Genomic DNA, 23,501 nt, shown 5'->3' on the forward strand with positions numbered 1-23,501 from the left:
TTTCCCCTGGCTTGAAGGTCCAGTCGTTTCGGCTCGATTGCTTCAAAATGGCACAGTCAGGTCAATTTTGAGCAAAAAACCCACCAAGATGGGAAATTTGCCGCCAGAGCACGAGCAGCAGCGTCACGCTCGACTTCGGTCGCATAGAGGGCGAAGCATGTCGCACCGGACCCCGACATGCGTGCGGGAAACGACGGCGCCGTGCGATCAAGCTGCTGAATAACCTCGCCGATTACAGGCTCCAGCGTTCGTGCGGCCGGCTCCAGATCATTCCTGCCCTCGATCAGACAGGCCTCCGCCTGAACGGGGAGAGAGCCCCTGTCCTCACCGTCCCACTTTTGGAATACGGGGCCCGTCGCCACGGCCACGCCCGGATTGACGAGCAGTAAAGGCGCCCCGGCAAGTCCACCGAGGTCGGCCGGCCGCAGCACCTCGCCCGCCCCCTCGCCCCAAAGCGGACGGCTATGCACGCAGGCCGGGATGTCGGCGCCGAGCGGAGCGGCAAGGCCGGCAAGCTCTTCGGGGCCCAGATCGAGGCTCCACAGGCGGCTCAGGGCGCGAAGCGTGGCCGCGGCGTCGCCAGACCCGCCGCCGATCCCGCTCGCCACCGGCAGGCGCTTGACCAGCCGCAGCCGCGCGGCGCGTCCGGGCGCGTGGTGATCAGCTAGGAGGCGTGCGGCCCGAAGCACGAGATTGCTGTCATCCGCCGCGAGGCCTTCCGCAAACGGCCCCTCTATCTCCAGCGACATGACGGGCGCCTCAGCCGCGACAATCTCATCGCCGTCGGCGCAGAAGGCGAAGAGGGTCTCGAGATCGTGCATGCCGTCTTCGCGGCGGCGCCGGACATGCAGCGCCAGGTTCAGCTTGGCCGGGGCCCGTTCGGTTATGAGACCGGCGGCAGACATATCCGACAACAGACGGGGAACGATCGCGGAGCAGCGGAGGCCTGACCGGCAGGAGCGGCCGGGCGCTAACGCTCCATGACCGTCCGGTCGTTGGAGGCGAGCCGGGTCATGCCGAAGGATAGCTTGTCTTCGATCAGGGCGCGCTGCTCCGGAGTGGGATCGGCGTCGAGCGCGGCGCGCCAGCGGAACCGCGCCTCCAGCCGCCGGCCGACTTGCCAATAGGCATCGCCGAGATGATCGTTGATCGTGGGGTCGCCGGGCACGGAGGACACCGCCTTTTCGAGCGTCTCGACGGCCTTCTGATACTCGCCGCGGCGATACTCGGCCCAGCCGAGCGAATCGGTGATGTGGCCGTTGGCGGGCTGGAGTTCGTGCGCGCGCTCTATCATGCCCATGGCCTCGGCCACTTTCTCGTTCCGGTCGAGGAGCATGTAGCCGAGATAATTGAGCGTGGCAGCCTCATCGGGCGAGACGGCCAGCGACTGCCTGAGCGCGTCTTCCGCGGCGGCGAAATCGCCGCGCTGCTCCTCGGCAGCGCCGACGAGGAACCACACCTGCCAGGCAACGTCCTCATTCGAGATATCGCTGGTCAGCGCAGTGCGCAGCGCCGTGACGGCATCGTCGTGCCGTTCCGCCGCCTGATAGGCTTCGCCGAGAAGAATATAGGCCTGCGCATCGGCATCGGGCTCGGCCGCTGCCTTTTCAAGCATGGCGAGCGCTTCCTCATGGCGTTCCAGCGCGGTCAGGATCGAAGCGGTCTGTGCGCGCGAGAGACTGTCATAGATCGCATCGTCGCGGATCGCCTCGGCCGCCTTCAGCGCCTCCTCATATTGCTCGGCGCGGGCCAGTAGCTGCGAACTGAGGAGGAAGGACCGTGCATTGCCCGGGTCCGCCCAGCCGGCCGTACGGGCAAACGCCAAGGCTAACGGAACGTTGCGGTTGCGCGACAGGTCGGCAGCGAGCCGGACGAGCAGCTGCGAAATGGCCTGCTTCGGCGAGCGCGGCACTTCGTCGATCGACTTGCCCTCAGCAAGGCGCGCCCGTGCCCGCAGAACATCGGGAGCGTCGAGTGCTGCCTCCAGCGTTTCGGCCGCATAATCCTCCCGTCCGGCGCGCTGATAGGCTTCGGCCAGCAGAATACGCGCGCGCCAGTTCTGCCCAGCATCATCCTCCCCAAGCAGTTCGAGATACGCTTCCGCGGCATCGCGAAGCCGTCGCTCCATCATCGCGAGATGGCCGCGATGCTCGGCGGTATAGCTGCTCGGGAGCGAGCTATCCTCGCCGGACGTCAGCCGTTCGAGCGCCCGGTCTTCGTCGCCGCGGGCGGCGAACATCCAGGCCTCGAGCACCGGCGCAATGAAACTGCCGAACCCGGCCGTACCGAGACGGTCGACATGCTCGGCCGCCCGCGCCCAGTTGCCCCGCTTCAGGGCATCCACGAACAGGACCGTGCCCACGGCGCTGTCATGCTGGCCGATCCGGCCAAGCCGTTCGGCCGCGCCAGCCGCAAGCGCTTCGTCGCCGGACAGGATGGCGGCCTCGAACGTCGCTTCCAGGAGCGGCTCGTCGGAGGGAGCGAAGCCGAGAGCATTTTCGAACAGGCCGCGGGCCCGTTCGAGGTCGCCATTGGTGGCAGCATGACGGCCCCGGACATATTCAGAGAGGCCACGCTCTTCGACGAGCGCGGTCGCCTGTGCCGGGGAGAAGAGAGCGAGGGCCGCAGTCGCGGCTAATGCGATCCTGTGCATGATGCGCAACATCGGCGTGCTTTGCCCTTATGACAAGAGGGCCCGGCGACGAGCCGTGCCCATCGCCGGACGGTCTCGCGGCACTTACATGTTCGGATAGTTGGGGCCGCCCCCACCTTCCGGCACCACCCAGTTGATGTTCTGGGTGGGGTCCTTGATGTCGCAGGTCTTGCAGTGGACGCAGTTCTGCGCGTTGATCACGAACTTGGGATTGCCCTCTTCCTCCTCGACAACCTCGTACACGCCTGCCGGGCAGTAGCGCTGCGCAGGCTCGTCGTAGAGCGGGAGATTGTGCTCGATCGGGATGGCGGGATCCTTCAGCACCAGGTGCGGCGGCTGATCCTCCTCATGATTGGTATTGGAGAGGAAAACCGAGGACAGTCGGTCGAAGGTCAGCACGCCGTCGGGCTTGGGATATTCGGGCGGATAGAAATGCTCCTTCCGGCCGAGCTGCTCATGATCCGGCTTGTGACCGAGCGTGAATGGCATTTTGATCTTCAGCGCTTCCGCCCACATTGTCGCACCGGAAAGAATGGTGCCGAGCAAGTCGCCGAACTTCTTCACCAGCGGCACGGTGTTGCGCACCTTGCGCAGTTCTTCCTTCACCCAGCTCTCGTCATAAGCGGCCTGATAGCCGGTCAACTCGTCGGACTGACGCCCTTCAGCAACCGCGGCAAAGGCGGCCTCGGCGGCCATCATGCCCGACTTCATCGCCGTGTGCGTGCCCTTGATGCGCGGCACATTCAGGAAGCCGGCCGAGCAGCCGATCAGCGCACCGCCCGGGAAGGCCAGCTTCGGCACCGACTGGTAACCGCCGTCGTTAATCGCGCGCGCGCCGTAGCTGACGCGCTTCCCGCCCTTCAGCAGTTCCGCGATCACGGGATGCGTCTTCCACTTCTGCATCTCCTGGAAGGGCGCAATGTGGGGATTCTTGTAGCCCAGCCAGACGACATAGCCGATCGCGACCTGCCCATCGGCCTGATGATAGATGAAGCCGCCGCCATTGGCATCCTCGAGCGGCCAGCCCTGGGTATGGATGACGCAGCCGGGCTCGTGCTTCTCCGGCTCGATATCCCACAATTCCTTGATGCCGATGCCGTAGACCTGCGGTTCACAGTCGCGGTCGAGCTCGAAAATTCGCTTCAGCTCCTTCGACAGATGCCCGCGCACACCTTCGGCGAAGAAGGTATATTTGGCGTGCAGTTCCATTCCCGGCTCGTAGCTGGGCTTCTTTTCGCCGTCCTTGCCGATGCCGGTGGCGCCGGTGGCAACGCCTTTGACGCTGCCATCTTCATGAAACAGGACTTCGGCCGCCGCGAATCCGGGGAAGATTTCCACGCCCATGCCCTCCGCAACGCTGGCAAGCCAGCGGCAGAAATTCCCCAGCGACAGCGTGTAGCAGCCATCATTGTCCATGAAGGGCGGCATGAAGATGTGCGGAAACGACGTCTTCCCGCTCTTCGTGAGCACCCAGTGATTGTCCGATTCCACAGGTACGGTCAGCGGATGGCCGTCCATTTCTTCCCAATCGGGAAGCAACTCATAAAGCGCCTTCGGATCGACAACCGCGCCGGACAGGATGTGCGCGCCGATTTCCGAGCCCTTCTCCAGAACACAGACCTCGATCTCGCGGCCCGCTTCCTCAGCCATCTGCTTCAACCGGATCGCAGCCGAGAGCCCGGCCGGCCCGCCGCCAACGATGACGACGTCATATTCCATGGATTCGCGTTCGGGTTCGCTCACGATATTCTTTCCTCGTCCCTGATTTGGGTGCAGTTCCTAAGGGCTGTAGCCGAATTTTGCCAGCCGCGCCCCTGTCGCACATAAGGGTCCCATGACGACCGAGCCGCCGCCAGACCCAATGATCGACGCGAGGACCGCCGCCGCGGCACTGCGCTGGCTGTCGGACAGCGGCGCCGACGTACTTGCGGCTGACGCGGCAGGCAACTGGCTGGACGCGCCGGTGCGGCTGTCCGCGCCCCGCGCCGTCGCCCCTGGGATGGATACGGGCAGTGCCGCGGAACGGGGGGCGGGCATGCCGGGCGCCGAAGCGATCCCGGTCGTTCGGGCAGATCCGCGCGCCGAGCCCCCGCGCCCCGTCCGCATCGACCTCAAGGCAAAGACGCTGGCCGAGTTGCGCGCCGAATCGGAGACGTTGGAAATCGCCGCGCGGCGGCCCCGTGCGCCGCTTGTCTTCGCAGACGGCAACCCGGACAGCGGCGTGATGATCGTCGGCGAAGCGCCCGGCGCCGAAGAGGAACGGCAGGGCCGCCCCTTCGTCGGCCCCGCCGGCCAGCTTCTCGATCGCATGCTGGGCGCCATCGGCCTCGACCGCGAGCAGGTCTACATCACCAATCTGAGCCTGTGGCGCCCGGTGGGAAACCGCGTGCCGAGCGCGCAGGAAGCCGCCGAGCTGCTGCCGGTGCTTCACCGCCATATCGCCCTCGTGAAGCCGCGCGCGCTACTGGCGGTCGGCGGCGCCAGCGCAAAGGCGCTTCTGGAGACGACGAGCGGCATCATGCGCATCCGCGGCCGCTGGCAGGACATCGAGGCCGACGGGCACAAGGTACCGGTCATGCCGACCTTCCACCCCGCCTACCTGCTGCGCGAGCCGGTACAAAAACGCCTAGCCTGGCGCGACCTGCTAGCGTTCAGCGCACGGATTTCCTAGACGGACGAAGATGCTCGTCGCCCTTCGTCCCGTCGCCGCCCTGCTGCTGTCGGTCGCCCTCCTGCTGATGGGCAATGGCCTGCAGGGCGCGCTGCTACCCCTGCGCGCCGCGATCGAAAACCAGACGGCACTGGAAATCGGCCTTCTCGGCTCCTCCTATTTCGCCGGGTTCGCGCTCGGCTGCCTGCGCGCGGCCTCCTTCGTCCAGAATGTCGGCCACATCCGGGCCTTTACCGCCATGGTAGCGCTCGCGTCGACAACAGCCCTGCTGCACGCCCTGCTGGTAGAGCCGGTGTTCTGGTGGATTCTGCGCGGGATCACAGGCTTCTGCTTCGCGGTCATCTTCGCGATCATCGAAAGCTGGCTGAACGAGAAAGCCACGAGTTCCAATCGCGGTACGATCTTCTCGGTCTACATGATCATCAACCTGACGGTCATCACACTCGGTCAGTTGATCCTGACCCTGGGCGACCCGGCGCTGTTCCCGCTATTCTGCGTCGCCTCGGTGCTGGTATCGGTCGCAGCGCTACCCATCGCCCTCACCCGGTCCGCGCAGCCCGAACCCATCGCCCAGACCAAGGTGCGCATACGCAAACTGTTCGCCCAGTCGCCCGCCGGGGTCATGGGCGCCCTGGCGGTCGGGCTGGCCAACGGCGCCTTCTGGGCGCTCGCGCCGGTCTTCTCGGCAGAGCATACGGGCGGCCTGAGCGCGGCGGACGCAACCGCATATTTCATGTCCGCCACCGTCATCGGCGGCGCCGTGGGACAATGGCCGCTTGGCGCGCTGTCGGACCGCATCGATCGCCGAATCGTCATGATCTTCGCCGCGATCGCCGCAGCGGCCTCCGGTGTGCTCCTCGCCCTGATGCCGGGCCTGTTCCCAGGCGCGCCCTTCTTCTTCGCTTTCCTGTTCGGTGCCTTCTCCTTCCCCGTGAACGGCCTCGCCAATGCGCATATGAACGATCATGTCGAGCCGGCCGGTTTTGTCGAGGCGGCAAGCGGCATGCTCCTGACCTACGGCATCGGCGCCGTCATCGGGCCGTTCATCGCCTCCGGCCTGATCGACCTGTTCGGCGTGGTGGCGCTGTTCCTCTACACAGCCGCGGTCCATGTGGCGCTGGTTCTCTATATCTGGCTGCGTATCTTCGCTCGCGGTGCACCGGAGGAGACCGAGCAAGTGACGTTCACGGAAAGCCTGATCGCGTCCACGACCGTCTCGGGTGTGGACACCCACACCGACTGAGAGTGACGGCTAAGGCGGTTCGGGGCGTTTCGGCTCTCGCCTGCTACGCGCCGCCGCGCTAGTGCGCGGTCATGCCCATAGACGACACGCTGCCCTTTCAGCCGGTCAACATCGCCATCGCCACGATCAGCGACACGAGGACCGAAGCCGACGACCGCTCCGGCGACACCCTGGCTGCGCGGATCGAGGAAGCAGGCCACCGGCTGGCGGCTCGGCGCATCATCTCCGACGATGCAAACGAGATCGTCGAGCAGCTGGCGGACTGGATTGCCGACGAAAGCGTCGACTGCGTCATCACCACGGGCGGAACGGGCGTGACCGGGCGGGATGTCACACCCGAAGCGTTCGAAGCGGTTTGGGAAAAGGAAATTCCCGGCTTCGGCGAATTGTTCAGGATGCTCAGCTACCAGACCATAGGCACCTCGACCGTCCAGAGCCGCGCCTGCGCGGGCGTAGCGCGCGGGACCTACCTGTTCGCGCTGCCCGGCTCTACTGGCGCGGTAAAGGATGGTTGGGACGGCATTTTGAAGGACCAACTCGACAGCCGCCACCGCCCTTGCAATTTCGTCGAGCTGATGCCGCGCCTGCAGGAACGTTGATGCCTCGACAGCTGCACAGCGACATGCGACGCTCCGCACACTTATGATGCGACGCGCAGGGGCCGACATGGCGGAGGATCAGCCACCCTCAGAGTTCGAACGACGCTTCTGGCGCCTGTTCCTTCTGTTTATCTGGTCCGTCCCGATGGCGGCCGGCACGATCACGCGCTGGGCGGATCTGGCGCAGCATGGCCTCCTTCCTTATGCGGCCGCGCCGCTCTGGATGAATGTCTACTGGACATCGCTCGCCATCCTCGACCCTCTGTCGATCCTGCTTCTGTGGATAAGGCCTCGCATCGGCGCGGTCCTGATGATTGCCATTCTCGCAACCGATGTTCCGCTCAACATCTACGCGAACCTTGTTCTGTTCGACCGGCCCCTGGCGCAGGTCTGGCTGATCCTTCAGCTCGTCTATCTCGTCGGCATGATCGCGACCTACCGAACCTTGATGTGCTACGCGTGACCGGGACATGCTGGCTGTGCGAGCGACCGCTGGGGCGGCGGGTGGAGTGGCATCACCCGGTGCCCAAGAGCCGGAAGGGGCGCGAGACGGTGGCGGTGCATCCCATCTGCCACCGTACGATCCACAAGACCTTTACGAACAAGGAGCTGGAGCGCGAGCTTCATACGCCGTCCGCACTTCGCGCCCATCCGGATATGGCGAATTTCCTGACCTGGATCGCGGCCAAGCCGCCGGATTTCCATGCACCGACGCGGGCGAAGCGCTAGGGACGGCAGCATGATGAGTGCGTGGCTGATTCCCGTCATGATCCTGGCCGTGGCGCTCGCCGTGGACGCCGTCGCCGTCGCCGCCGCGCAAGGTGCCTGCTACCGGCCCAGCGCCGGTCGAAGCGCAGAGATGGCGCTGGCGTTCGGACTGGCCCAGGGCGTGATGCCCCTCGGCGGATTTTTTCTTGGTGCGCTTGCCGTCGGCGCGGTCGAGGCGGTCGACCACTGGATCGCCCTGGCGCTGCTGGGCTTCCTAGGTTTCCAGATGCTGCGCGGCAGCTTCGGCGAAGACGAGGTCGTCAATCCCCTGCGCGGGCGCACCCTGCTGCTCGCCGCCCTCGCAACCAGCATCGACGCCTTCGCGGCGGGTCTGACCCTGCCGCTCCTCGACGCGCCTGCCTTCGCCGCCTGTGCAGCCATCGCCGGCGTGACTGCGCTTCTCAGCTACGCGGCCGTCCGGCTGGGCGTCAGGGCAGGCCCGCGGCTGGGCGACTATGCCGAACGTGTCGGCGGCGTGCTGCTGATCCTGATCGGCCTGCGTATCTTCATCAGCCACCAGTTTCTGGGCGCCTGATCCGAGCGGCGACAACCACCCCTTTCCTCTCTCTTCGTTCATGGTATGTTCTTTCTCATGGCGAATGATTCCCATATGGTTCGCAAGGGGCGCGGTGCAGCCTCCAACGGGCTCAGCCAGCGATTCGACAGCATCGTTCGCGAAGCGGATGGCGACTGGTTGGATCAGCGTACGGCGGACGCGGGCGACGACGATGCCGACCCGGATCCGCTGCGTACCGATGTCTCGCTGGAAACCCCGCGCAGCGCCATAACGCGCAACCAGTCGCCCGATGTGCCGTTCGACCGCTCGGTGAATGCCTATCGCGGCTGCGAACATGGCTGCGTCTATTGTTTCGCGCGCCCCACCCATGCCTATCTGGGTCTGTCGCCCGGCCGGGACTTCGAAACCAAGCTGACCGCGAAGCCCGCCGTCCCCGACCTCTTGCGAAGGGAATTGCAGCGTGCGTCCTACGAATGCCGGCCTATGGCGCTCGGCACCAATACCGACCCCTATCAGCCGATCGAAAGAACGTACCGCATCACCCGGATGATTCTGGAAATTCTCGATGAGTGCCACCATCCGGTGACGATCACGACCAAATCCGCGCGCGTGCTCGACGATCTGGACCTGCTTGCGCGGATGGCGAAGCGGCGCCTGTCGGCGGTGATGCTGTCCGTCACGAGCCTGGTGCCCGAAACGGCGCGCCGTATGGAACCCCGCGCCTCGGCACCGGGCCGGCGCCTCGCGGCGATTCGCGAGCTGTCGGCAGCGGGGGTGCCGGTGCATGTGTCCGTCTCCCCAATCGTACCGGCGATCAACGATCACGAGATCGAGGCCATTCTGGAAGCGGCCGCTGCGGCGGGGGCGAGCGGCGCCTTTTCGATCGTCGTGCGGCTGCCACACGAAGTGGCGCCGCTGTTCCGCGAGTGGCTGGCCGTCCATTATCCGGACCGCGCCGCGCGGGTCATGAACCACCTGCGCGAGATGCGCGGGGGGAAGGACAATGAAGCGCGCTTTTTCGAGCGGTACAATCCGAAGGGGGCGTACGCCGCGACGCTGAAGGCGCGGTTCGAGCGCAAGAAGCGGGCGCTGGGACTGGGCGGGAACCGGCTGAACCTGCGCACGGACCTGTTCGATCCGTCCGCCCTGTCAGCCCAGCCCCGCCTTCTCTAGCGGTCCCCAGACTTGGCCAGTCCCTGCCCAGACCTGCCCGTCCCCGGGAGGTCAGGCGGCCTTCGCAGTGGGCAGCTCGTAATCCTTGAACTGTTCGCGCAGCGCCGTCTTCTGGATCTTGCCCGTGGCCGTGTGCGGGATTTCGTCGACGAAAACGATGTCGTCGGGCATCCACCACTTGGCGATCCGGCCTTCCAGATGAGAGAGGATGGCTTCCTTCGTGGGCGAGGCCCCCTCGCGCGGCACGACGACCAGCAGCGGCCGCTCGTCCCACTTCGGATGCGGAAGGCCGATAACGGCAGCCTCCGCCACGCCCTCGGCGCCCACGGCTTCATTCTCCAGCTCGATGGACGAAATCCACTCGCCGCCCGACTTGATCACATCCTTCGAGCGGTCGGTGATCTGCATGTAGCCCTCGGAGTCGATGGTCGCGACGTCGCCGGTATCGAACCAGCAGTCCTCGTCGACGATCACCCCGCCATCACCGCCGAAATATTCCTCCGCGACCCAAGGGCCACGAACGAGCAGGTGGCCGAAGGCCTTACCGTCGCGCGGGAGGTCGTTGCCGTCCTCGTCGACGATCTTCATTTCCACCCCGAAGATGGCGCGGCCCTGCTTCGTCTTGATGTCGAACTGCGCCTCCTCGTTGAGGGCCGCCGCAGAGGCCGAGAGCGTTCCGACGGTCCCCAGCGGCGACATTTCGGTCATGCCCCAGGCATGGAAAACGTCGACGCCGTACTTCTTCTTGAAGGCGACGATCATGGAGCGCGGACAGGCCGACCCGCCGATGACGACACGTTCGAGCGCACCGAGATCCTGGCCGGTCTTCTCGAGATATTGCAGCATGCCGAGCCAGATGGTCGGGACCGCCGCGGTCATGGTGACCCCCTCCTTCAGCATCAGCTTGTGAAGCGTCTCCGGGTCGAAATGCGGGCCGCCCATGACCAGCTTCGCGCCGACAGCCGCGGTCGCGTAAGGCATGCCCCACGCGTTTGCGTGATACATGGGAACGACCGGCAGGGCGACGTCGCTCGAGCCCAGGCTGAGTGCGTCCTTCGAAATTCCGCCGAACGTATGAAGGACGTTGGACCTGTGGGTGTAGAGAACGCCCTTCGGATTGCCGGTCGTGCCGCTGGTATAGCAAAGTCCGGCGGGAGCCGTTTCCTCGACCTCGGCCCAGGAATAGCCGGCAGGCGCCTCCGCGACGAAGGTCTCGTAACAGGTCAGGTCCAGAGAACTATCCGCGGGCATATGCGCAGCGTCGGTCATGAGGATGAAATGTTCGACCGTCTTCAGCTGCGGCGCGATCTTCTCGACGAGCGGCACGAAGGTCAGGTCGAAGAACAGCGCCCGGTCGCCGGCATGGTTGAGAATGTAGACGATCTGTTCCTCGAACAGGCGCGGGTTCACCGTGTGCGCGACGGCGCCCATGCCGGAAATCCCGTACCAGCATTCGACATGGCAATGCGTATTCCAGGCAAGCGTCGCAACGCGGTCACCGCGCCCTATGCCCAGTTTCGAAAGGCCCGACGCGACCTGTAGCGAGCGTTCGCGCACTTCGGCCCAGTTGGACCGGTGCTCGGTCCCCTCGCAAGTCAGCGACACGACTTCGCGGCTGCCATGATTGGTCGCCGCATGGTCGATCAGTTTCCAGACCAGAAGCGGCCAGTCCTGCATTCCGCCAAGCATCATCGATCCTCCCAAAACCTCTTGTTTCTGCGCGTTCCACGCTAGCGCGCGCGGCTGCGCACGGTCAATTCACTTGCCGCTTGACAGAGTAGAACAAAAGGTGAACATTCAGCCGGGAAAGGGAGATGTCCTTATGTATGCCTTTGCCGCACTGCTGACGCTGCTTCTGATCGTCCTGGGGTTCGGGGGAACCGCCGCCATGCTGGCCTCCCGGCGCACCGCGCTACTTTCACTCCTCATGGACGAGCCGGCGACGCTGCCTCGGCTTGCGCACGCCGTCTGACCTTCCGGTACCTCAGCATGCTGAACGGTATGGTGAGGACGTAAAGTACCGACGTAAGGGCGAGCGTCATGAACGGCGCCTCCAGAAGGGCACCGACATAAAGTGCCACGAACAGGAGTACCGCGATACGCAGGCTCCGGCTCGGACGCACCAACTTCCAACTGAAGGTCGGTACGTTCGAAATCATCAGAAAGGCGCTGAGCGCCGTTACGATCGCTGCGGCCCCTGCCCCGAGCAGGGGCTCGTTGATGTTGTAGCTGAGCGGCTCGAGCCAGAAATAGAGGAACAGCGGAGTGAGGGTGATGCCCGCTCCCACGGGTGCCGGAACGCCGGTGAGGAAACCGTGACGCTTGTGCGGCTGGTCGTCCATGTCGAGCTGCGCATTGAACCGCGCGAGCCGCAAGGCAGCGCAGATCGCATGCGCCAGCGCGATGATCCAGCCGAAGCGCGGCAGTTCGTGAAGCGTCCAGAAATAAATGATCAGCGCAGGTGCCACGCCGAACGCGGCATTGTCGGATAGGCTGTCGAGCTCTGCGCCGAAGCGGGTCGACCCGCGGATCAGCCGCGCGACGCGCCCGTCGAGCATGTCGAGGAGGCCGGCCAGGACGACCGCGAGGACTGCGCCCTGGTAATTGCCCTGGATTGCCAGGCGAATGGCAGTCAGCCCCGCGCACAGCGCAGCGATGGTGATGGCGTTCGGGATCAGGGCGCGGATCGGCAGCACGCGCCGCACCGGAATCTCCCCGCGCTCGCCGGACGGGGTCAAGCCGCCGTTCCCGTGCGTTCGGCACCGCCGCGCACGGCAAGGACGGTCTCACCCGCGATGGCGCGCTGTCCTAGGACAACCTGCGGCGCATAGCCGGCCGGCAGATAGACGTCGACGCGGCTGCCGAAGCGGATGAGGCCGATACGCTCGCCCGCAGCGACCTGCTGGTCCTCGCGCACGAACTTCACGATGCGCCGCGCGACCAGGCCCGCAATCTGCGTGACACCGACCCGCGTGCCGTCGCCCTGTTCGATCAGGAAATACTGCCGCTCATTATCCTCGGAGGCCTTGTCGAGCTCAGCATTGACGAATGAACCGGGAACGTAGGCGATGCGGCGGACGATACCGGCCACGGGCGACCGGTTCACATGGACGTCGAAGACGCTCATGAACACCGAAATGCGCGTATAGCTCGTTTCGCCCAGCATGTCCGGGCCGGCCAGCTGGCGCGGCGCCGGGACCGTGCGGATGTGCGAAACAAGGCCATCGGCAGGTGAGACGATCAGGCCTTCGCCCGCCGGCGTCACACGCACGGGATCGCGGAAGAAGGTGAAGATCCAGCCCGTCACGCCGGCCATCAGCCAGCCGAGAATGTCCCAGTCGGCCACGAACCAGAAGAACAGGGTGAGAACGACGCCGATGGCGACAAACTTCGTTCCCTCGGGATGCATTTTCGGAAACTGGTAGCTCGCCGCCTCGATGTCGTTCGCCGGCGGCATCTCCGCCGCCTTCTCGGTCGCAGGCGCGGGCGGCGAACCCGGCGCAGGTGCAGAACCTTCGCCCCCGGGAGAGGCCGGAGAGGAAGGCGGTCGGGGGGCCGGTTCGTCCGGCTTGTCGGGCGTATCGCTCATGCGCCTACTGTAGCGCGCCTTCATGGCGCAACACAACGGACGCGCATGCGCACCGTTAGCGGAGTTGATTCCCCCACGGGCGGGCAATAGAGCCGGGGCCAATCATATATATTCCCCAACAGGCTTCCCGAAAGGACGCGCTCCATGCCCAAGATCAAGGTCAAAAACCCCGTCGTCGAACTCGATGGCGACGAGATGACCCGGATCATCTGGGAGTGGATCCGCGAACGGCTGATCCTTCCCTATCTCGACGTCGACCTGAAATATTACGACCTGTCGATCCAGAAGCGCGACGAGACCGACGACCAGATCACCATCGACGCTGCCAAGGCGATCAAGGAACATGGCGTCGGCGTGAAGTGCGCCACGATTACGCCCGACGAGGCGCGCGTCGAGGAATTCGATCTGAAGAAGATGTGGAAGTCGCCGAACGGCACGATCCGCAACATCCTCGGCGGCGTCGTCTTCCGCGAACCCATCGTCATCAAGTCCGTCCCCCGCCTCGTCCCGGGCTGGACCGATCCCATCGTCATCGGCCGCCATGCGTTCGGCGACCAGTACCGCGCGACCGACATGTACATTCCGGGCCCGGGCAAGCTGACGATGAAGTTCGAAGGCGAGGACGGCGAGACCTTCGAAAAGGAAATCTTCCAGTTCCCCTCCCCCGGTGTGGCGATGGGCATGTACAATCTGGACGATTCCATTCGGGACTTCGCCCGCGCCTGCATGAATTACGGCCTCAACCGCGAGTGGCCGGTCTACCTGTCGACCAAGAACACCATCATGAAAACCTATGATGGGCGCTTCAAAGACCTGTTCCAGGAAATCTACGACAAGGAGTTCAAGGCGCAGTTCGAGAAGGTGGGCATCAGCTATGAGCACCGCCTGATCGACGACATGGTCGCCGCGGCGATGAAGTGGAGCGGCAAGTTCGTCTGGGCCTGTAAGAATTACGACGGCGACGTGCAGTCGGACACCGTTGCACAGGGCTTCGGCTCGCTCGGCCTGATGACGTCGGTGCTGATGACGCCCGACGGCGACACGGTCGAAGCGGAGGCCGCCCATGGCACGGTGACGCGCCACTACCGTATGCATCAGCAGGGCAAGGCGACCTCGACCAACCCGATCGCCTCCATCTTCGCCTGGACAGGCGGCCTGAAGCATCGCGGCAAGATCGACGGCACGCCGGAAGTCACCGAGTTCGCCGAAACGCTGGAACGCGTCTGCGTCGAAACCGTCGAGGGCGGCGAGATGACCAAGGACCTCGCCATCCTGATCGGTCCGGACCAGGCCTGGCTGACGACCGAGCAGTTCTTCGAAGCCATCCGCACCAACCTCGAAAAAGCGATGGGTTAACTACAGATCACCGGTTCTGCCCGGCCTTCATCGAAGGCGAAGGCCGGGTAACCGGAACGAGTGTGAGGAAATTCCTGACCTCTTGGCAATTTTGCCACTGACGGCGCGGGTTTAAGGTGCATAATAACACCTATGGCCGCTGAAACACTCGACAGTCCCGGATTTCGCGACGCTCTCGTCATTCTGGGATCCGCGGGTCTGATCATCCCCGCCTTCGCCCGCGCCCGCATCAATCCCGTCATCGGCTTCATCGTCGTCGGGTTCCTGATTGGCCCGGCGGGTCTCGGGCAGCTGCAGGGATCGGTCCCCTGGCTGACCTATGTCTCGATATCGGACCAGGAGGTCATAGAGCCGTTCGCGGAGTTCGGCATCATCCTCCTCCTGTTCGCCATCGGCCTGGAACTGAGCGTAAAGCGCCTGTGGGAGTTGCGGCGCCTCGTCTTCATCATCGGCACGAGCGAGGTCCTGGTCGGTGCCGGCGTGATCGGCGGAACCCTGAAGCTGATCGGCTTCGACACCGGCACCTCCATCGCACTCGGCCTCGCGCTTGCCCTCTCCTCCACGGCAGTGGTGCTGCCGATGACGGGCACGAAAAGCCGCGTCGGCAAGGCCGCCTTTTCGATGCTGCTGTTCGAGGATGTCGCCCTCGTCCCCATCGTCTTCATGCTGGGGGCGTTGAGCCCCGTCGCGGGCGAGGATGTTGCCGATTTCGTCGGCACCATGGTGTCGGGCGCGATCACCGTCGCCGTCATCTGGATCGCCGGCCGGCTGATCCTGCCGCGCATGTTCCATCAGGCCGCGCTTACAAAGAACACGGAGCTGTTCATGGCCGCCTCCCTGGTGGTCGTGATGGCGGCCAGCCTGGCGACCTCGATCGCCGGCGTGGGACCGATCGTCGGGGCACTGGTTGCAGGCCTGATCATCGCGGAAACCCAGTACCGCGCGCAGGTCGAAGTGCTGATGGAGCCCTTCAAGAACCTTGCCCTCGGTATCTTCCTGATCACCGTGGGCATGAGCATCGACATCGCCCTGATCGCGGACCAGTGGTACTGGATCATCGCCGCGGTCGTCGGCGTGATGGCGCTGAAGGCGCTGGTGACGGGCCTGCTGCTGCGCCTTAACGGCGCCCCGCGCGGCCTCGCCGCCAATGTGGGCGTACTGATGGCCTCCCCCTCGGAGACCACGCTGATCGTGCTGGGCGCCGCAACCGCCGCACAGCTCGTCAGTCCGGAAATGGCAAGCTTCTGGCAGATCGTTACCGCCATCGGCCTGACCGCGACGCCGTTCCTCGCCCGGCTGGGCCAGCAGACAGAGCGGCAGCTCGGCCTGCAGGACCAGACTGGCTCCGCCGTCTTCGACGAGGACCAGGAATCGCCGCGGACGATCGTTGCCGGCTATGGCCGTGTCGGGCGGCTGGTCGCCGACATGCTGTCGGAACATGACGAGGACTTCGTCGTGGTGGATGCCGATATAGAGGCTGTGAACGCGGCGCGCGCGAAGGGGCACCCGACCGTCCTCGGCGACCTGGAACGGCACGAGATCCTCGAGATGATGGGGCTTGGCGCGGCCAAGGCACTCGTCCTCACCATGGACGATCCGGTACAGTCGGTGGCGACGACGAAGGCGGTGCGAGAGGACTTTCCCGACCTCTGCATCGTCGCGCGTGCCCGCGACAGCGACCACGCCGCCGAACTGTACCGCGCCGGGGTCACCGATGCCGTTCCCGAGACGCTGGAAAGTTCGCTGCAACTTGCCGAGGCCGTTCTGGTCGACATCGGCAAGCCGATGGGCCCCGTTATCGCCTCGATCCACGAAATGCGCGAAATCCAGCGCGAACAGATCAAGCGTGCCGTGCCGGGTATCTCCCGGGAACCGCTGAAGGCGGCGAGCCGGATCGGAACGGTCGATGGCGGCGAACCCGCCGCCACTGGCCAGGACCGGTCCTAGCCGGCGAGACGCCAGCCCGCGTAGAGCGCGGCGGCAGCCCAGCAACTGACCACGAGCGCGGCCGCGATCCTGCTAGCGGGGGGTGCCGACGCAGTCTCAGCCTCCTTGCGCAGGCGAGCCCAGACAGGCTGCGGGATCATCCGGATCGCCAGCCAGATCCCGAGCGGCACGACGAGCAGATCATCGGCGTAGCCGAGGATGGGGATGACGTCAGGGATCAGGTCGATCGGCGACAGCGCATAGCCTGTCACCAGAACGGCGAGAAGCTTTGCCCGGCGCGGCACGCCCGCGGTCCGTCTCGCCAGCCAGAGCGCAAGGAGGCTCGCGCGCAGCCTCCCTGCCCAGCCCTTCAGCCGGTCAAGCAAATCAGACCGTCCGGAACACAGGCGGTCCGGCCCATCAGGCGGCCTGGGCGGTCGCCTCGGCAATCGAGCTGCGGATGGCGTCGATGGCGCTCGAGACCTTGTCGCCATCCGGACCGCCGCCCTGGGCGAAGCCGCCGCGGCCGCCGCCGCCCTTTCCGCCGACTGCCTCGACACCCTGCCGGACCAGCGCAGCTGCATCATAGCTGTCCTGCAGGTCCTCCGAGACACCGACGATCACGCTCGCCTTGCCCTCGAACGATGTGGCGAAGGCGATGATCCCGCTGCCGATCTGCTGTACGGCATCGTTCGCGGCCTCGCGCAGGGCCTTGGGTTCGAAGCCCTCCAGCACCTGGCCCTGGAACTGCACGCCGCCGATGTCCTCGGCCGCCGCCCCGGACCCGCCGCCGCCAAGCGCCAGCTTCTTTTTCGCCTCGGCAAGCTCCTTCTCCAGCCGCTTGCGCTCCTCGACCAGGGAAACGATGCGTTCCGGCACATCGGCCGGCGAGGTCTTTAGGGCAGAGGCGACCGACTTCAGCCGGTCTTCCTGCTGGCTGAGGTAACGGCGCGCGTCCTCTCCGGTCAGCGCCTCGACCCGGCGTACGCCCGAGGCCACTGCGCCCTCGCTGACGATCTTGAACAGCCCGATATCTCCAAGCGCGCGCACATGGGTACCGCCGCACAGTTCGACCGAATAATCTGCGTCCGAGTGCCGGCCCATCGACAGGACGCGCACTTCGTCGCCATATTTTTCGCCGAACAGCGCCATCGCGCCTGCGGCAATGGCGTCCTCGTGCGTCATCAGCCGGGTGACGACTTCTTCGTTACCGCGAATCTGCGCATTCACGTCGGCCTCGACTTCGGCGATTTCCTCGGCGGTCAGCGCGCTCGGATGCGAAAAGTCGAAGCGCAGGCGGTCCTCGGTAACCAACGAGCCCTTCTGGGTGACATGATCGCCAAGCGCGCGCCGCAGCGCGGCATGAAGCAGATGCGTCGCGCTGTGATTCGCACGAATTCGCGTGCGGCGCTCGGCATCGACGTGGAAGCGGGCCGTATCGCCGACCGCGATCGAACCCTCGACGATCTTTGCCCTGTGCACGTGGAGGCGGCCGAGCGGCTTCGAGGTGGACGACACCTCGATCTTCAGACCCTCGCCCTCGATGGTGCCCGAATCGCCGGTCTGTCCACCGCTCTCGCCGTAGAAGGGTGTCTGATTGGCGACGATCTCGACCTCATCGCCCGCAGACGCGCTCTCCACCTCCGCGCCGTCCTTGACGATGGCGACCACTTTTCCGTCGCTGTCGTGGATGGTGTAGCCGGTAAACTCGGTGGCGCCCTCGCGCTCGGCGATGTCGAACCACAGCGTGTCTTCCGCCGCGCTGCCCGACCCGGCCCAGGCCGCACGGGCCCGCGCCTTCTGTTCCGCCATGCCGGCCTCGAAGCCTTCCCGGTTGACGCCGATTCCGCGCGGACGCAGGGCGTCGACGGTCAGGTCGTAGGGGAAGCCGTAGGTGTCATAGAGCTTGAAGGCGGTGTCGCCGGGAAGCGTATCGCCCGTACCCAGGCCGGATGTGGCCTCGTCGAGCAGGCGGAGCCCGCGGTCGAGCGTCTGCCGGAAGCGCTGCTCCTCCTGCTCCAGCGTCGCCTCGATCAGCGACTGGGCGCGCACCAGTTCGGGATAGGCCGCACCCATCTCGCTGACCAGCGTCGGCACGATCTTGTAAAGGACGGCCTTGTCCGCGCCGGCGAGATGCGCGTGGCGGATGGCGCGGCGAAGAATGCGGCGCAGGACGTAGCCGCGCCCCTCATTGGCAGGCAACACGCCATCGGAAATGAGGAAGCCGGACGAGCGGACATGGTCGGCGATGACGCGCAGCGACTGCTTGAACTCGCCGTCTCGCGGCGTCTTCACCAGATCCGCGGCATGGTCGATCAGCGCACGAAACAGGTCGATGTCGAAATTGTCGTGCGTTCCCTGAAGCACGGCCGAGATACGCTCCAGCCCCATCCCGGTGTCGATCGAGGGACTGGGAAGGTCGATCCGTGTGCCGCCCGCCTTCTGGTCATATTGCATGAAAACCAGGTTCCAGATCTCGACGAAACGATCGCCGTCCTCGTCGGGACTTCCCGGGGGACCACCCGGAATATGATCGCCATGATCGTAGAACAGTTCGCTGCACGGCCCGCAGGGCCCGGTGTCGCCCATGGACCAGAAATTGTCGCTGCCCGCGATGCGGATGATGCGTTCTTCCGGAAGTCCGGAAATCTTGCGCCACAGGTCGAACGCCTCGTCGTCGGTATGGAAGACCGTTGCCGTCAGCCTCTCGGCCGGAATGCCCCACTCCTTCGTGATCAGCGTCCAGGCATGCTCGATCGCCTGCGCCTTGAAATAATCGCCGAAGGAGAAATTCCCCAGCATTTCGAAGAAGGTATGATGTCGTGCCGTAAAGCCGACATTTTCGAGGTCGTTGTGCTTGCCGCCCGCGCGCACGCATTTCTGAGCCGAGGTGGCGCGGGAATATCCGCGCGTTTCGCGCCCGGTGAAGACGTCCTTGAACGGCACCATGCCGGCATTGACGAACATCAGCGTCGGATCGTTCTGGGGAACGAGCGGCGCCGACGGCACGATCTCGTGGGCGTCCGAGGCGAAATAGTCGAGGAAGCTGCGGCGGATGTCGTTCGTTGCGGTCATAGCGGTGGCATGTAGTGCAGAGCAGCGGCGGGTGAAAGCCGGGAACGCAATCCGCGCGCAAGGTCATGGTCTTGCACAGGGCATCCAGGTAGTTGCGGGCGGCGGCCGGCCACGCTTAGCCGTCCGGCAGCATGGAGACCGTCAACCTCGCCCTCGCCATCGCGGCCGGCACCGTTCTGGTGCTGACCCTGACGAGCGGCTGGATCAAGACGAAGCTGTGGGGCTCTGAAGCGATGGTCTGCGTGGCGGTAGGCCTGATGCTGGGGCCATACGGCCTTCACCTCGCATCGCTCGATCCGGTCGCAAACGACGCTCACGCCTCCTGGGTAGAGCAGATGGCGCGGGCAACGCTGGCGCTGTCCGTCATGAGCGCCGCTCTGTCGCTGCCACCCGGCTATTTCCGCGGCCACTGGAAAGCCATGGGATGGATCCTGCTTCCCGGAATGGCGCTGATATGGGCGGCGTCCGCGGGGATTGCTTATCTGTTCCTCGACCTCTCGCTGCTTATGGCCCTGCTCGCCGGCGCCATCGTCACGCCCACCGACCCGGTGCTCGCGCGGAGCATCGTCGCGGGACGCCTCGCCGACGAGCAGTTGCCGCCGCGCACGCCGAACATGATCACCGCGGAAAGCGGCGCAAATGACGGTCTGGCGCTCCCCATGGTGTTGCTGCCCCTGTTCCTCATGGACCCAGGCGGCGGTGACGCCCAGCGCTCGCTGGCCATCCTCGCTTGGGAAGTGCTGGCCGCGCTGCTGGCTGGCTGGGTTCTGGGAAAGGTCACGGGCCGCGTTTTCTCTGTCGGTCACAAACACGGATTCAGCGAACAGAAGGCGCTCACCGGCATTACGCTCGCGCTCGCCTTCCTGGCGCTCGCCGCGGCGGCGCTGATGCACGCCGACGGCGTCCTCGCCGTGTTCGTCGCCGGTCTGGTCCTGAACCAGGCCATGGCGGACGAACATCAGGAGCAGCACGAGCATTTCCAGGATGCCGTCGACCGTTCGCTGACCCTTCCGGTGTTCATTCTGTTCGGCCTGATCCTGCCCGTCGGCGACTGGCTGAAACATGGTTGGCCGCTCTTCGCAGCGGCCGGCGCCCTCATCCTGTTCCGGCGCGCGCCGGTCTGGCTGCTGTTGCAACTGGTGGGCCGGCCCTACACCAGCGGCAGGGAGGCGCTGTTCGCAGGGTGGTTCGGACCTGTCGGCGTCGCGGCGCTGTTCTACGCCGCCTATGCCGCCAAGCACGGCGCCTCGCCGGTGCTATGGCCGCTCATCAGCCTGACCATCACCTTCTCGGTCGCTGTTCATGGGGTTACCGGGACGCCGCTCACGCGGCTCTACGGCAAGCTCACGAAGGCGGACCCGTCTGAACCCTCTCAAGGCTAGCCGGACGAAGCGCTCAGTCGTCCTCCTCGGCCGGCTGCCAGACGCCGATCACATGTCCATCGGGGTCGGCGAAATGAAACCGTCGTCCGCCGGGAAACTCGAAGATCGGGTGGACGATTTTCCCGCCCGCCGCCTCGATCTGTTCAAGTGCGCCCTCGAGATCGTCGGTCTCGAAGTTCGGCAGCGGCGCCGTCAGGTGACTGTCGCCGTCGAGGCCCAGGTCGGCATGAGCCTTGACCGTTCCGGCATAGGTCGGGCCGAAGCGCTCGAAATCCACTCCGAACGCCTTCTCGTAAAAGCTCGCCGCCAGTTCGCTGTCGGTCACCGGCAGTTCGACATAATTCAGCTTCAGCTTTGCCATTGTGGCCCTCCCCTTCGCTCCATCCAGCCTTAGCGTGCCGTCCAGCCGCCATCCATGGGCAAGGCCGCGCCCGTGAAGCTGCTGCCCGCCTCGGTGCACAGGAACACCGCAAAGTCGCCGAGCTGACCGGGCTCCACGAATTCCTTGTTGGGCTGCGCATCGAGGATGACCTTCTCGATCACCTCTTCCTCCGACATGTCGTGCGCCTTGGCCTGGTCGGCCACCTGCCCTTCGACGAGCGGTGTCCGCACATAGCCCGGACAGATGGCGTTGACGGTGATCTTCGTGCGCGCCACTTCAAGCGCAACCGACTTGGTCATCCCGATGATGCCGTGCTTCGCCGCGTTGTAGGCGGACTTGAACGGACTGCCGACAAGACCCTGCGCCGACGCGATGTTGATGATGCGGCCCCAGCCCGCGTCCTTCATCGCCGGGAGCGCGGCGGCGATCGTGTGAAACGCGCTCGTCAGGTTGATCGCGATGATCGCATCCCACTTTTCCGGCGGGAACTCGTCGATGGCGGCGACGTGCTGGATGCCGGCATTGTTGACCAGAATGTCGGGCGGCGCGAGCTGCGCTGCCGCCTCGGCGACGAGCGCCCGGCACTCGGACCCGCTCGAAAGATCCTTGTTGATGTAGATGGCGCGAATAGCGTGGTCGCGCTCGAGAGCGCTGCGCTGGCCCTCGATCTCCCCGGCGTCGCCGAAGCCGTTCAGGACGACATTCGCGCCGGCCGCCGCCATTTTTTCAGCGATGGCGGCCCCGATGCCGCTGGTGGAACCGGTTATAAGGGCAGTACGCCCCTGCAGACCCGAGATTGTCATGGAGCCACGCCTCTCTTGCATTCGTTGATGTTGCAGCGCACAAAAGCCGCCTTATCCGGAGGACCATATGCTGTATTCCGCCTACGAGATGCAACGCGCCATGCTGGCCGGCGCCGGTGCAACCGCCCAGATGACCGCCAACATGCTGACGAATCCGGCAAACCCCTTCGCCTATTTCGGCGGCGGACTGGTGCTGGCATCCGCGCTCGACGTGTTCGCACACGCTGCCGAACCCCGCGGCAAGCCGCCGTTCGGTCTGGAACAAGTCGAATGGGACGGCAAGACCTACGAAGTGACCGAAGAAACCGCGCTGCAACTGCCCTTCGGCCAGCTAAAGCGGTTCGTGAAGAAGGATGGCGGCAACAAGGGCCAGCCCCGCGTGCTGATCGTCGCCCCCATGTCGGGACACTTCGCCACTCTCTTACGCGGCACGGTCGAGAGGATGATCCCCCTTCATGACGTCTACGTCACCGACTGGCGCGACGCGAAACTGGTGCCGCTGTCCGAAGGCAGCTTCGATCTCGACGATTACATCGACTATGTCATCCAGTTCCTCGAGACGATCGGCGCCGGCGCGCATGTGATCGCCGTCTGCCAACCCTCGGTGCCCGTCTATGCGGCCGTCGCGCTGATGAGCGGTCAGAAGAACGAAGCCCTGCCCGCCACCGTCACGCTGATGGGCGGGCCGATCGACACGCGTGAATGCCCCACCTCGGTCAACGGCATGGCGACGAACAAGCCGCATGCCTGGTTCGAACAGAATGCCATCGCGACGGTACCGGCCTACTATCCCGGCGCCATGCGGCAGGTTTATCCCGGCTTCATGCAGCTTGGCGGCTTCATGTCGATGAACCTGGGCGATCACATGATGAGCCACTGGGAGATGTTCAAACATCTGATCGAGGGCGACGAGGACTCCGCCGAACGCATCAAGATCTTCTACGACGAATATCGCTCTGTCTGCGACATGACGGCGGAATTCTACCTGCAGACGGTCGACGTCGTATTCCAGCGGCACCTGCTGCCCAAGGGCCAGATGACCCATCGCGGCAAGCCGGTAGACCCCTCCGCAATCACCGGTGTCGCGCTGCTGGCGGTCGAAGGCGAACGTGACGATATTTCCGGCATCGGCCAGACGAAGGCAGCGTTGACGCTGGCGAAGAACCTGCCCGACGAGAAGAAGAAATACTATATGGCCGAAGGTGTCGGTCACTACGGCATCTTCAACGGCTCCAAATGGCGCACGCAGATTGCCCCGGTGGTCGAGGAGTTCATCCGCACCCACGGTTCGTGACGCCGCGAGCTGCTGGCGCGCCGACTCGATCAACAGGGGCGCCGACCCACGGCAGACTCAAGACTGTTTC

Annotated in this window: 21 protein-coding genes; 11 read left to right on the top strand and 10 right to left on the bottom strand. The window is 65.1% G+C overall.

The genetic code is table 11. The annotated features are described in order from the left end of the window. Positions 1 to 56: 56 nt before the first annotated feature. The 3 genes from KCN53_RS14880 to KCN53_RS14890 all read right to left on the bottom strand — a co-directional run bounded on the left by KCN53_RS14880 (position 57) and on the right by KCN53_RS14890 (position 4,372). Positions 57 to 905 (bottom strand): 4-(cytidine 5'-diphospho)-2-C-methyl-D-erythritol kinase, encoded by an 849-nt coding sequence (locus tag KCN53_RS14880; protein ID WP_088713128.1) that lies wholly within the window; start codon positions 903 to 905, stop codon positions 57 to 59. 65 nt (positions 906 to 970) lie between these two features. Then, the gene (locus tag KCN53_RS14885; RefSeq protein WP_088713129.1) at positions 971 to 2,665 is read right to left on the bottom strand and encodes a tetratricopeptide repeat protein; all 1,695 of its coding nucleotides are present in this window, start codon (positions 2,663 to 2,665) and stop codon (positions 971 to 973) included. Between the two features lie 72 nt (positions 2,666 to 2,737). Further along, a complete protein-coding gene (locus KCN53_RS14890) occupies positions 2,738 to 4,372 on the bottom strand; it encodes an electron transfer flavoprotein-ubiquinone oxidoreductase (protein WP_088713503.1) in 1,635 nt (544 codons plus the stop codon). 115 nt (positions 4,373 to 4,487) lie between these two features. Between KCN53_RS14890 and KCN53_RS14895 the strand changes: the two genes are divergently transcribed. From KCN53_RS14895 to KCN53_RS14925, 7 genes are all read left to right on the top strand, one after another. Next, a complete protein-coding gene (locus KCN53_RS14895) occupies positions 4,488 to 5,324 on the top strand; it encodes a uracil-DNA glycosylase (protein ID WP_207790625.1) in 837 nt (278 codons plus the stop codon). Between the two features lie 10 nt (positions 5,325 to 5,334). Further along, the gene (locus KCN53_RS14900; protein ID WP_088713131.1) at positions 5,335 to 6,567 is read left to right on the top strand and encodes an MFS transporter; all 1,233 of its coding nucleotides are present in this window, start codon (positions 5,335 to 5,337) and stop codon (positions 6,565 to 6,567) included. 71 nt (positions 6,568 to 6,638) lie between these two features. Continuing rightward, positions 6,639 to 7,166 carry a molybdenum cofactor biosynthesis protein B gene (gene moaB, locus KCN53_RS14905; protein ID WP_088713132.1) on the top strand — a complete coding sequence of 176 codons (528 nt, stop codon included), beginning with the start codon at positions 6,639 to 6,641 and terminating at the stop codon, positions 7,164 to 7,166. Positions 7,167 to 7,233: 67 nt separating this feature from the next. Continuing rightward, positions 7,234 to 7,629 (top strand): hypothetical protein, encoded by a 396-nt coding sequence (locus tag KCN53_RS14910; protein ID WP_088713133.1) that lies wholly within the window; start codon positions 7,234 to 7,236, stop codon positions 7,627 to 7,629. Next, positions 7,626 to 7,895 carry an HNH endonuclease gene (locus KCN53_RS14915; protein ID WP_224199776.1) on the top strand — a complete coding sequence of 90 codons (270 nt, stop codon included), beginning with the start codon at positions 7,626 to 7,628 and terminating at the stop codon, positions 7,893 to 7,895. Before KCN53_RS14910 ends, KCN53_RS14915 begins: the two co-directional genes overlap by 4 nt. 10 nt (positions 7,896 to 7,905) lie before the next feature. After that, a complete protein-coding gene (locus KCN53_RS14920; RefSeq protein WP_172406281.1) occupies positions 7,906 to 8,469 on the top strand; it encodes a manganese efflux pump MntP in 564 nt (187 codons plus the stop codon). Between the two features lie 57 nt (positions 8,470 to 8,526). Continuing rightward, positions 8,527 to 9,624 carry a PA0069 family radical SAM protein gene (locus KCN53_RS14925; RefSeq protein ID WP_088713504.1) on the top strand — a complete coding sequence of 366 codons (1,098 nt, stop codon included), beginning with the start codon at positions 8,527 to 8,529 and terminating at the stop codon, positions 9,622 to 9,624. A 51-nt stretch (positions 9,625 to 9,675) separates the two neighbouring features. On the opposite strand, the gene KCN53_RS14930 is transcribed toward KCN53_RS14925, so the two are convergent. The 3 genes from KCN53_RS14930 to KCN53_RS14940 form a co-directional block, all read right to left on the bottom strand. Then, on the bottom strand, positions 9,676 to 11,316 hold the full coding sequence (locus KCN53_RS14930; RefSeq protein WP_317988435.1) for a long-chain-fatty-acid--CoA ligase: 1,641 nt from the start codon (positions 11,314 to 11,316) through the stop codon (positions 9,676 to 9,678). Positions 11,317 to 11,549: 233 nt separating this feature from the next. Beyond that, positions 11,550 to 12,362 (bottom strand): CDP-alcohol phosphatidyltransferase family protein, encoded by an 813-nt coding sequence (locus KCN53_RS14935; protein WP_088713136.1) that lies wholly within the window; start codon positions 12,360 to 12,362, stop codon positions 11,550 to 11,552. Continuing rightward, positions 12,359 to 13,081: a phosphatidylserine decarboxylase gene (locus tag KCN53_RS14940; protein ID WP_088713137.1), complete on the bottom strand. Its 723-nt coding sequence runs from the start codon at positions 13,079 to 13,081 to the stop codon at positions 12,359 to 12,361. Before KCN53_RS14940 ends, KCN53_RS14935 begins: the two co-directional genes overlap by 4 nt. A 276-nt stretch (positions 13,082 to 13,357) precedes the next feature. Here KCN53_RS14940 and KCN53_RS14945 point away from each other — a divergent pair, with 276 nt between their 5' ends. Continuing rightward, positions 13,358 to 14,569, top strand: a complete 1,212-nt coding sequence (locus KCN53_RS14945; RefSeq protein ID WP_088713138.1) for an NADP-dependent isocitrate dehydrogenase — start codon at positions 13,358 to 13,360, stop codon at positions 14,567 to 14,569. Between the two features lie 132 nt (positions 14,570 to 14,701). After that, positions 14,702 to 16,516: a cation:proton antiporter domain-containing protein gene (locus tag KCN53_RS14950; RefSeq protein WP_088713139.1), complete on the top strand. Its 1,815-nt coding sequence runs from the start codon at positions 14,702 to 14,704 to the stop codon at positions 16,514 to 16,516. Here KCN53_RS14950 and KCN53_RS14955 read toward each other — a convergent pair. Continuing rightward, positions 16,513 to 16,881, bottom strand: a complete 369-nt coding sequence (locus KCN53_RS14955) for a YkvA family protein (RefSeq protein WP_207790626.1) — start codon at positions 16,879 to 16,881, stop codon at positions 16,513 to 16,515. The two genes, KCN53_RS14950 and KCN53_RS14955, sit on opposite strands and share 4 nt — an antisense overlap. Positions 16,882 to 16,915: 34 nt before the next feature. After that, entirely contained in the window at positions 16,916 to 19,570 is a 2,655-nt protein-coding gene (alaS, locus tag KCN53_RS14960) for an alanine--tRNA ligase (protein WP_088713141.1), read from the bottom strand. Positions 19,571 to 19,701: 131 nt separating this feature from the next. Here alaS and KCN53_RS14965 point away from each other — a divergent pair, with 131 nt between their 5' ends. Next, positions 19,702 to 20,952: a cation:proton antiporter gene (locus tag KCN53_RS14965; RefSeq protein ID WP_088713142.1), complete on the top strand. Its 1,251-nt coding sequence runs from the start codon at positions 19,702 to 19,704 to the stop codon at positions 20,950 to 20,952. A gap of 13 nt (positions 20,953 to 20,965) precedes the next feature. Here the strand turns inward: KCN53_RS14965 and KCN53_RS14970 are convergent, their stop codons facing one another. After that, positions 20,966 to 21,313, bottom strand: coding sequence for a VOC family protein (locus tag KCN53_RS14970; RefSeq protein ID WP_088713143.1), 348 nt, complete (start codon positions 21,311 to 21,313; stop codon positions 20,966 to 20,968). Between the two features lie 29 nt (positions 21,314 to 21,342). Next, complete coding sequence (locus tag KCN53_RS14975) at positions 21,343 to 22,137, bottom strand: 3-hydroxybutyrate dehydrogenase (RefSeq protein WP_088713144.1); 795 nt, start codon at positions 22,135 to 22,137, stop codon at positions 21,343 to 21,345. A gap of 67 nt (positions 22,138 to 22,204) precedes the next feature. Between KCN53_RS14975 and KCN53_RS14980 the strand changes: the two genes are divergently transcribed. Continuing rightward, a complete protein-coding gene (locus tag KCN53_RS14980; protein ID WP_088713145.1) occupies positions 22,205 to 23,431 on the top strand; it encodes a polyhydroxyalkanoate depolymerase in 1,227 nt (408 codons plus the stop codon). Positions 23,432 to 23,501 lie beyond the last annotated feature (70 nt).

Origin of the sequence: Pacificimonas aurantium, from assembly GCF_020092905.1 — a bacterium.
GTDB classification, from domain to species: Bacteria; Pseudomonadota; Alphaproteobacteria; order Sphingomonadales; family Sphingomonadaceae; genus Pacificimonas; species Pacificimonas aurantium.

Excerpts from the sequence above, each read along its gene's own strand:
- KCN53_RS14880 (WP_088713128.1), bottom strand. The coding sequence starts at position 905 with ATGTCTGCCGCCGGTCTCATAACCGAACGGGCCCCGGCCAAGCTGAAC.
- KCN53_RS14885 (WP_088713129.1), bottom strand. The coding sequence starts at position 2,665 with ATGTTGCGCATCATGCACAGGATCGCATTAGCCGCGACTGCGGCCCTC.
- KCN53_RS14890 (WP_088713503.1), bottom strand. The coding sequence starts at position 4,372 with ATGGAATATGACGTCGTCATCGTTGGCGGCGGGCCGGCCGGGCTCTCG.
- KCN53_RS14895 (WP_207790625.1), top strand. The coding sequence starts at position 4,488 with ATGACGACCGAGCCGCCGCCAGACCCAATGATCGACGCGAGGACCGCC.
- KCN53_RS14900 (WP_088713131.1), top strand. The coding sequence starts at position 5,335 with ATGCTCGTCGCCCTTCGTCCCGTCGCCGCCCTGCTGCTGTCGGTCGCC.
- moaB (WP_088713132.1), top strand. The coding sequence starts at position 6,639 with ATGCCCATAGACGACACGCTGCCCTTTCAGCCGGTCAACATCGCCATC.
- KCN53_RS14910 (WP_088713133.1), top strand. The coding sequence starts at position 7,234 with ATGGCGGAGGATCAGCCACCCTCAGAGTTCGAACGACGCTTCTGGCGC.
- KCN53_RS14920 (WP_172406281.1), top strand. The coding sequence starts at position 7,906 with ATGATGAGTGCGTGGCTGATTCCCGTCATGATCCTGGCCGTGGCGCTC.
- KCN53_RS14925 (WP_088713504.1), top strand. The coding sequence starts at position 8,527 with ATGGCGAATGATTCCCATATGGTTCGCAAGGGGCGCGGTGCAGCCTCC.
- KCN53_RS14930 (WP_317988435.1), bottom strand. The coding sequence starts at position 11,316 with ATGATGCTTGGCGGAATGCAGGACTGGCCGCTTCTGGTCTGGAAACTG.
- KCN53_RS14940 (WP_088713137.1), bottom strand. The coding sequence starts at position 13,081 with ATGCCGCCGGCGAACGACATCGAGGCGGCGAGCTACCAGTTTCCGAAA.
- KCN53_RS14945 (WP_088713138.1), top strand. The coding sequence starts at position 13,358 with ATGCCCAAGATCAAGGTCAAAAACCCCGTCGTCGAACTCGATGGCGAC.
- KCN53_RS14950 (WP_088713139.1), top strand. The coding sequence starts at position 14,702 with ATGGCCGCTGAAACACTCGACAGTCCCGGATTTCGCGACGCTCTCGTC.
- alaS (WP_088713141.1), bottom strand. The coding sequence starts at position 19,570 with ATGACCGCAACGAACGACATCCGCCGCAGCTTCCTCGACTATTTCGCC.
- KCN53_RS14965 (WP_088713142.1), top strand. The coding sequence starts at position 19,702 with ATGGAGACCGTCAACCTCGCCCTCGCCATCGCGGCCGGCACCGTTCTG.
- KCN53_RS14970 (WP_088713143.1), bottom strand. The coding sequence starts at position 21,313 with ATGGCAAAGCTGAAGCTGAATTATGTCGAACTGCCGGTGACCGACAGC.
- KCN53_RS14975 (WP_088713144.1), bottom strand. The coding sequence starts at position 22,137 with ATGACAATCTCGGGTCTGCAGGGGCGTACTGCCCTTATAACCGGTTCC.
- KCN53_RS14980 (WP_088713145.1), top strand. The coding sequence starts at position 22,205 with ATGCTGTATTCCGCCTACGAGATGCAACGCGCCATGCTGGCCGGCGCC.